An 8071-nucleotide genomic window follows, 5' to 3' on the forward strand; every position below is an offset into this window, starting at 1 on the left:
CGGTAGTCGCCCTGCAGCAGCCCGTCAAGGCGGCGCAGTACCGTCCACTCCAGCCGGCGCAGCAACTGGTCCGCGCCTTCTGCCGGCGCTGCGACAGCAGGCAACTGCGAAGCAAGCGACAGCCTAGGCACGTGGGGCTCCCCAGTCATCGCTTGATATCTCGGGACGAACAGGCGCTATTCCCCGCCCATGCAAGTTCCGGCCGCGGAACTGGCTTTGCCAGGCCGCAGGCGGGGCGGCCCCCTCGGGGGGGCAGCGACCCGCGCAGCGGCGGAGCGTGGGGGCTTTCAAGCCACGAGTTTTTCATGGGCTAGCGGCTTGGCGGGCGGCGGGATTCTGGCCATGATCTTGCCCACGATCTGGTCGGCAGAAAAGCCTTCGGACAGGGCTTCGTAAGACAGCACCAGCCGGTGGCGCAGCACGTCGGGTATCAAATCCGTCATGTCTTCCGGCAGGACATAGCCGCGGCCGCGCAGCAGGGCCAGCGCCCGGGCGCCTTCCACCAGGCTGATGGTGGCGCGCGGACTGGCGCCAAAGGTGATGAAGCGGGCCAGTTCCTTGAGGCCGTGCTTTTCAGGGTCGCGTGTGCTTGAGACCAGCCGCACCGCATACTGCACCAGCGACGGATCAACGTAGATGCGTCGGCATTCGGCCTGCAGTGCGGCCAGCTGTTCGGTGGTCGCCACGGCGGACACCGCCACGGCCGGGCCGGTGACGCGCTGGACGATGACGAATTCTTCCTCGTCGGTGGGGTAGTCCACCAGCACTTTCATCATGAACCGGTCCACCTGCGCTTCGGGCAGCGGGTAAGTGCCTTCGGTTTCAATCGGGTTTTGCGTCGCCATCACCAGAAAAGGCGCGGGCACCTTGTGCGTGACGCCGGCAATGGTCACCTGCCGTTCCTGCATCACTTCCAGCAGCGCGCTTTGCACCTTGGCGGGCGCGCGGTTGATCTCGTCGGCCAGCAGCAGGTTGGTGAAGACCGGGCCCAGCGAGGTACTGAAGTCACCGGTTTTCTGGTTGTAGATGCGGGTGCCGACCAGGTCGGCCGGCACCAGGTCGGGCGTGAACTGGATGCGCTTGAAGTTACCTTGAATCGTGCTGGCCAGGGTTTTGACGGTCAGGGTCTTGGCCAGTCCGGGCACGCCCTCCACCAGCAGGTGGCCCTGCGCCAGGATGGCGACCATGACGCGTTCCAGGAAACGGTCCTGCCCGACCACCACGCGTTTGACCTCGTAGAGGATTTGCTCCATCAACTGGGCGGTGGTGTCGTGGCCGGTGGGCAGGTGATCGAAGCTGTTCGAGTCCATAGCTGTCCTTCAGAACGGAGGCATGCCGACTGCAGCGGCGGCGTTTTCAATCGGCACGGCAAATCCGATGCCGACAAAGGTGCGTTGCCGGTTGGGGTTGTAAATGGCGGAGACGATGCCGATCACCTCGCCGTCCATGGTGACCAGCGGCCCGCCCGAATTGCCGGGGTTGGCGGCCGCGTCGAACTGGATCAGGTTGGTCATTTGCTGCTTGCCTTCGGGCGAGCGGAAGGTGCGCTGAAGCCCCGAAATGACGCCGGCTGACGCGGACGGCCCAATGCCGAAGGGGTAACCTACCGCGACGACCCGATCGCCCGGCGCCAGGTCGGCCGTGGAGCGCAGGGTGGCGGCCATCAGGTCGTCGGGAATCTTGTGCACCTGCAGCACCGCCAGGTCATTTTCCAGCTGGACGCTGGTAATGCTGGCGGTGGACTCCAGGCCGTCCGAAAACGTGACTTTGATGGTGTGGGCGCCTTCCACCACATGCAGGTTGGTGAGGATGACACCCTTGTCCACGATGACCACGCCCGTGCCTACGCTACGTTCGGCGTCTTCCTTGCCGTCCCTGTTTTTCGTGCTTTTCCCCTGGCCCACCACGCGCACAACCGATGGAATGATGGCGTCGTAGGCTTTGGCTGCGGGTGAGGGCAGGACCGTGGTTTCCAGCGTCTTCAGGACAGCCGCGTTGATGTCGCCCTGGGTCAGTGGGCGTGCGGCAGGCCGCAGCGGGACGGCCAGGCTGATGGCCAGCATCAAAGCCAGCAGGCCCACCACAGACCAGAGCAGGTAGAACTGATGGTCGGAAGCGTGCTGGAACCAGCGTGACAGGCGGGAAGGGGTTTGCGGCGGAGGAGGCGTTGCCCAATTGATCTCGCCCGGAAAATCACGGCCATCGGGATCGTGGCTGGTGCGGCGGGAGCTACTGTAAAGGGCGGGCCTTCGCATCCGTTCACCTGTAAGGGCTAAGTCAAAACCGGGTCAGCAACCCGTCAAATCACAACTGCACCGTATCACGATTTTTTCATTCCTGCACGCATGTTTGTGTTTCAGTATCCAATCGGTGTATGGTGATTGCCCTGCATGCCTTTCTGGATTGATACCCATTGCCACCTTGACGCCAGCGAGTTTTCCGCCGACGTGGCGTCGGTGCGCGCGCGGGCGCTCGATTGCGGGGTGATCCATTGCGTGGTGCCGGCTGTACGGGTCGGCAACTTTGATGCCGTGCGAGGGCTGGCGCACCAATTTTCCTTCAGCTATGCGCTGGGCATTCATCCGCTGTGCGTGCCCGAAGCGCAGGACGATGACCTGCTGGCGCTGGATACCGAGCTGGCGCTTCGAAAGTCTGACCCGCGCCTGGTGGCGGTGGGTGAAATCGGTCTGGATTATTTTGTGGCTGCGCTGATCCAAGGCCCCATGCGCGAGCGCCAGGAGTATTTTTACCGTGCGCAGCTCAAACTGGCGCGCAAGCACGGCCTGCCCGTGATCCTGCATGTGCGGCGCTCGGCCGACAAGCTGCTCAAGCACTTGCGCGAGTTGGCACCCGAAGGCGGCTGGAACGGTATCGCCCATGCCTTCAACGGCAGTGAGCAGCAGGCCCTGGAATTCATCAGACTGGGGTTCAAACTGGGCTTTGGCGGTGCAGTAACGTATGAAGCGGCGCGCCAGCTCCGGCGCCTGGCCGCCGGGTTGCCGCTGGATTCGCTGGTAATGGAAACCGACGCGCCCGACATGCCGCCGCACTGGATTTACGCCACGGCCGCGCAACGTGAGACGGGTGTGGCGCAGGGCCGCAACGAGCCGGGCGAGTTGCCACGCATCGCGCAGCAGGTGGCTGATTTGCGCGGTATACCGCTCCAAGCGCTGGCCCGGGCGACGACTGCGAATGCGCTGCAGGCCTTGCCCAGGCTCGGGGGATTGATCGCATGCTGACCGGCCTGCCGCCCCTGGTGTCTGACCAGACGCGCCTGCTGATACTGGGCAGTTTCCCGGGCGTGGCCTCGCTGGCGGCGCAGCAGTACTATGGGCACCCGCAAAACCACTTCTGGAAGATTTTGCAAGCCATTTGGCCTTCTGGCCCAGTAGTAACGGGTGCAGATAGCTATAAAATTCGTAGCGAGTGGCTGTTGTCCCGGCAGCTGGGCCTGTGGGACGTGTATGCGGCCTGCGAGCGGGAGGGCAGCCTGGACAGCCATATCCGCCAGCCGGTGGTGAATGACTTCACTGCGATACAGCGGCTGTGCCCTGCGCTGCAAGCGATTGCCCACAACGGCGGCGAGAGCTTCAAGCATTCGAAGCATGTAAGTGCTGCATTGGAAGGGGCGGGCGCCGCCGTGCGTAGCGCCGGGCCGCCCCAAGCAAGCACAGCCCCCTCGGGGGGCAGAGAGCTACACGCAGTGAGCGAACGTGGGGGTGCCGTATTCAGCGCCGGGCCGCCCCAAGCAAGCACAGCCCCCTTGGGGGGCAGCGTATTACACGAAGTGAAAAGCGTGGGGGTCCAGTTCTACAAATTACCCTCCACCAGCCCGGCCAATGCGTCCTGGTCGTTTGATCGCAAGCTCGCGGCCTGGCGCGAGGTTTTTGAAAAACATGGGTTGATTTAATGTCGAAAAAAGAGACGGCGAAAGCCACCACGGACCTTCCAGAGGTCAATTTCTCGGACTATGGCGATGTGCGCTTTCTGCACCTGGGCAGCGAATGGGTGCAGGGCTCCATGCTGCGCGACGCACCCTATGACATCGAGCTGGAATATGTGCAGCGCATGATGGTGGGGCTGCTGTTTACCGATGCGGCGTCGGTGGCCAAAAAGCACGCCATGCAACTGGGGCTGGGTTCGGCGGCCTTAACCAAGTTCTGCTACAAAAAGTTGCGCATGAAAACCACGGCGATTGAAATCAACCCGCAGGTGGTCACCGCTTGCCGGGTCTGGTTCAAGCTGCCGCAGGACGACCTTCGCCTGCATGTGATTGAGGCTGATGCCGGCCTGGAGATCCAGAAACCAGCGCACCAAGGCACGGTCGATCTGTTGCATGTGGACCTGTACGACGACGAGGCCGCCGCGCCGGTGCTGGACGACGCTGATTTTTATGCCCGCTGCCGCGATCTGCTGACCGATGAGGGCGTGATGACGGTGAACCTCTTTGGCCGCGATTCCAGCTATGTCCAGTCGCTGACCAGGATGGCAGAGGCCTTTGGTCCCGAGTCGGTGTGGGCGTTCAGCCCGACGCGAGAGGGCAATACGGTGGTGATGGCCCAGCGCGAGCCCACGCGTCCGGAACGCGCCGATTTGCTGGCCCGCGCCGGCGTGATTGAGTCGCGCTGGGATTTGCCTGCCAAAAAGTGGTTGCGGATTTTCAAGCCCGTGGCATGACGACCGCATGGGGGGCTGAGGGCGTGTATCGGGTACAGTGCCAGCCATGAGCGCAGTGCTGCCCCCCCAATTCCCACCGGACTCTCGGGCTAAAAATATCCACGCGGGCCCGCTGGACTGGCGCAAGCTCGTTGAATGGCTTGGCGAAGACGGCGTCATCAGCAGCGCCGAGGCGCAGCGCACCATTGCCCGCTGTGCGCAGGTGCAAAGCGCCCAGCATCCTTTGATCCGCCTGGCCAGTGTCGGCATCACGCGCCTGGCCGATGGCAAACCGCTGGATATTGAAATCATTGCCCAGTGGCTGGCCGGTCGCGCCGGTCTGAATTATTTGAGGATTGACCCGCTCAAGGTCGATGTGGGCAAGGTGGCCGACACCATGTCGGCCATGTATGCCGAGCGGCACAAGGTGTTGCCGGTCCAGGTGACGCCGCACGAAGTGGTGATTGCAACGTCTGAGCCTTTCGTGACCGACTGGGTGGCCGAGGTGGAGCGCCAGTCCAAACGCCATGTGCGCCTGGTGGTGGCCAATCCGCTGGACATCAGCAAGTTCACCGCCGAATTTTTTGCGCTGGCCAAGTCCGTCAAGGCCGCGCTCAAGTCGGGCGGCGGTTCGGGCACCGCCAGCTTTGAGCAGCTGGTAGAGTTGAACCGGAGCAACAAGCCGCTGGACGCCAACGACCAGGGCGTGGTGCAGGTGGTCGACTGGCTCTGGCAATACGCCTTTGACCAGCGCGCCAGCGATATTCATCTGGAGCCGCGGCGCGAGCAAGGCGTGATCCGCTTCCGCATCGACGGCGTGCTGCACCCGGTCTACCAGTTGCCCATGGGCGTGCACAACGCCATGACGGCGCGCATCAAGCTGCTGGGCCGCATGGATGTGGTTGAAAAACGCCGCCCGCAGGACGGGCGCATCAAGACCCGCAACCCGCGCGGCGACGAGGTTGAAATGCGCTTGTCCACCTTGCCCACGGCGTTTGGCGAAAAAATGGTGATGCGTATTTTTGACCCCGACACCACGGTCAAGAATCTCGATGCGCTGGGCTTTTCCGTGCACGACGCCGAACGCTGGGAGCAGCTGGTCAAGCGGCCCTACGGCATCGTGCTGGTGACCGGCCCGACCGGCTCGGGCAAGACCACCACGCTGTATTCCACGCTCAAGCGGCTCGCCACCGAAGAGGTCAACGTCAACACGATTGAAGACCCGATCGAGATGATCGAGCCCGCGTTCAACCAGACGCAGGTTCAGCCGCATCTGGATTTTGGTTTTCCCGAAGGGCTGCGCGCCCTGATGCGGCAGGACCCGGACATCATCATGGTGGGCGAGATCCGCGACCTGCAAACGGCGGAAATGGCGGTGCAGGCCGCGTTGACGGGCCACCTGGTTTTCAGCACGCTGCACACCAACGATGCGCCCTCGGCGGTCTCGCGCCTGATGGAACTCGGCGTGCCGTCTTATCTGATCAACGCCACCTTGCTCGGCGTGCTGGCGCAGCGCCTGGTGCGTACCCTGTGCAGCCAGTGCCGCGAGCCGGATGAAAGCACTTCGCGGGAAGCGGTGGCCGCGCTGGTGAAACCCTGGCAAATCAGCGGCGGCTACCGGCCCTACAAAGCGGTGGGCTGCGTGGACTGCCGCATGACCGGTTTCCGGGGCCGTATGGGCCTGTACGAACTGCTGACCGTGACGGAAGGTTTCAAGGAAAAGGTGTCCAAAGAGCCCAATATCGATGCGCTGCGCCGGCAAGCCATTACCGAAGGCATGCGTCCACTGCGGCTCGCGGGCGCCCTGAAGGTGGCGCAAGGGCTGAGCACGGTGGAAGAAATTCTGGCATCGACGCCGCCGCTGTCCTGAAGCGTTCCGGGGGCAGTCGGGCCCGTGCGCAACGGTCTCTGATGTCGTTAAGTTGGCCAAGGGCAAACCCTATGTAGGTGAAAGCCACATGGTCGGCCCGGCTAATTGAATGCAGAATCCATCGGTTCAAACTTTTATCGAGGAGACAACCGTGAATATCAAGAGTCAAAAAGACTTTTTTTCCGGTCTTATGTTCATGGGCGTCGGCGTGGCGTTCGCATGGGGCGCAACGACTTACAACGTCGGCTCAGGCGCACGTATGGGCCCCGGTTATTTCCCGCTCATGCTGGGCATCTTGATGGCCATTCTGGGGGGCATCATCACGTTCAAATCCCTGGTGGTCGAGACCATGGGCGGCGACAAGATCGGCAAATGGGCCTGGAAGCCGCTGTTTTTCATCATCATGGCCAATCTGGTGTTTGGCGTTTTGCTGGCCGGTCTGCCCTTCATCAAGCTGCCGGCCTTTGGCATGATCATTGCGATTTACGCCTTGACCTTTATTGCCAGCATGGCGGAAGCCGGTTGGAAGTTCAAGAACACATTCATCCTGGCCACGGTGCTGGCGGTGGGTAGTTACGTGGCTTTCGTATTGGCGCTGAAGCTGCAGTTCCCGGTGTGGCCCGAGTTCATCACCGGCTAAGGAAACAAAAAAATGGAATTATTTGAGCATCTGTCGCTGGGTTTTGGCGTGGCTTTCACGCCCATCAACCTGCTGTACTGTCTGGTCGGCTGCATTCTGGGCACGCTGATTGGCGTGCTGCCAGGCATTGGTCCGGTCGCGACCATTGCCATGCTGCTGCCCGCCACCTACGCGCTGCCCCCCGTGTCTGCACTGATCATGCTGGCCGGCATTTACTACGGCGCCCAATACGGCGGCTCCACTACCGCTATTTTGGTGAATTTACCGGGAGAGTCATCCTCGGTCGTCACCTGCATTGACGGCTACCAGATGGCGCGAAAAGGCCGGGCTGGACCAGCACTGGCTGCTGCCGGTCTGGGCTCGTTCTTTGCGGGTTCCGTCGGCACCCTGATCCTTGCGGCGTTTGCGCCGCCGCTGACCGAACTGGCTTTCAAGTTTGGCCCGGCCGAGTATTTTGCATTGATGACGCTGGGCCTGATTGGCGCGGTGGTGCTGGCTTCCGGCTCATTGCTCAAGGCGATTGCCATGATCGTGCTGGGCCTGCTGCTCGGTCTGGTCGGGACCGACGTGAATTCGGGCGTTGCGCGCTTCAGTTTTGACATTCCCGAGCTGACTGACGGTATCGGCTTTGTGGTGATTGCCATGGGCGTGTTTGGCTACGGTGAGATCATCAGCAACCTGGCGCAGCCAGAGCATGAGCGTGAAGTATTCACCGCCAAAGTGTCGGGCCTGATGCCGACGAAGCAGGATTTCAAGGACATGACGCCTGCCGTGCTGCGCGGCACGTTCCTTGGTTCTGCGCTCGGTATTCTTCCTGGCGGCGGTGCCTTGCTGTCGGCTTTTGCGGCCTATGCGCTGGAAAAGAAGATGAAGATGAAGCCGGGCGAAGTGCCTTTCGGCCAGGG

Annotated in this window: 8 protein-coding genes; 6 read left to right on the forward strand and 2 right to left on the reverse strand. The window is 62.3% G+C overall.

The window, feature by feature from the left end; genetic code table 11:
* Positions 1-287 precede the first annotated feature (287 nt).
* Both Q8K05_RS14395 and Q8K05_RS14400 read right to left on the reverse strand, forming a co-directional pair.
* On the reverse strand, positions 288-1310 hold the full coding sequence (locus Q8K05_RS14395; RefSeq protein ID WP_305247324.1) for a MoxR family ATPase: 1023 nt from the start codon (positions 1308-1310) through the stop codon (positions 288-290).
* Between the two features lie 9 nt (positions 1311-1319).
* Complete coding sequence (locus Q8K05_RS14400; RefSeq protein ID WP_305247325.1) at positions 1320-2255, reverse strand: S1C family serine protease; 936 nt, start codon at positions 2253-2255, stop codon at positions 1320-1322.
* 135 nt (positions 2256-2390) lie between these two features.
* Here Q8K05_RS14400 and Q8K05_RS14405 point away from each other — a divergent pair, with 135 nt between their 5' ends.
* From Q8K05_RS14405 to Q8K05_RS14430, 6 genes are all read left to right on the forward strand, one after another.
* Positions 2391-3239: a TatD family hydrolase gene (locus tag Q8K05_RS14405; protein ID WP_305247326.1), complete on the forward strand. Its 849-nt coding sequence runs from the start codon at positions 2391-2393 to the stop codon at positions 3237-3239.
* Entirely contained in the window at positions 3233-3910 is a 678-nt protein-coding gene (locus tag Q8K05_RS18900) for a DNA-deoxyinosine glycosylase (protein ID WP_370868864.1), read from the forward strand. Before Q8K05_RS14405 ends, Q8K05_RS18900 begins: the two co-directional genes overlap by 7 nt.
* Entirely contained in the window at positions 3910-4677 is a 768-nt protein-coding gene (locus Q8K05_RS14415; protein WP_305247327.1) for a spermidine synthase, read from the forward strand. Before Q8K05_RS18900 ends, Q8K05_RS14415 begins: the two co-directional genes overlap by 1 nt.
* 46 nt (positions 4678-4723) lie before the next feature.
* Positions 4724-6526 (forward strand): GspE/PulE family protein, encoded by a 1803-nt coding sequence (locus Q8K05_RS14420; RefSeq protein ID WP_305247328.1) that lies wholly within the window; start codon positions 4724-4726, stop codon positions 6524-6526.
* Between the two features lie 151 nt (positions 6527-6677).
* Positions 6678-7166 (forward strand): tripartite tricarboxylate transporter TctB family protein, encoded by a 489-nt coding sequence (locus tag Q8K05_RS14425; protein WP_305247329.1) that lies wholly within the window; start codon positions 6678-6680, stop codon positions 7164-7166.
* A 12-nt stretch (positions 7167-7178) separates the two neighbouring features.
* Positions 7179-8071: tripartite tricarboxylate transporter permease (locus Q8K05_RS14430; RefSeq protein ID WP_305247330.1), on the forward strand; the 893-nt coding region annotated here is incomplete at its 3' end.

It is taken from the genome of Polaromonas sp. (genome assembly GCF_030682935.1).
Taxonomy (GTDB): domain Bacteria; phylum Pseudomonadota; class Gammaproteobacteria; order Burkholderiales; family Burkholderiaceae_C; genus Polaromonas.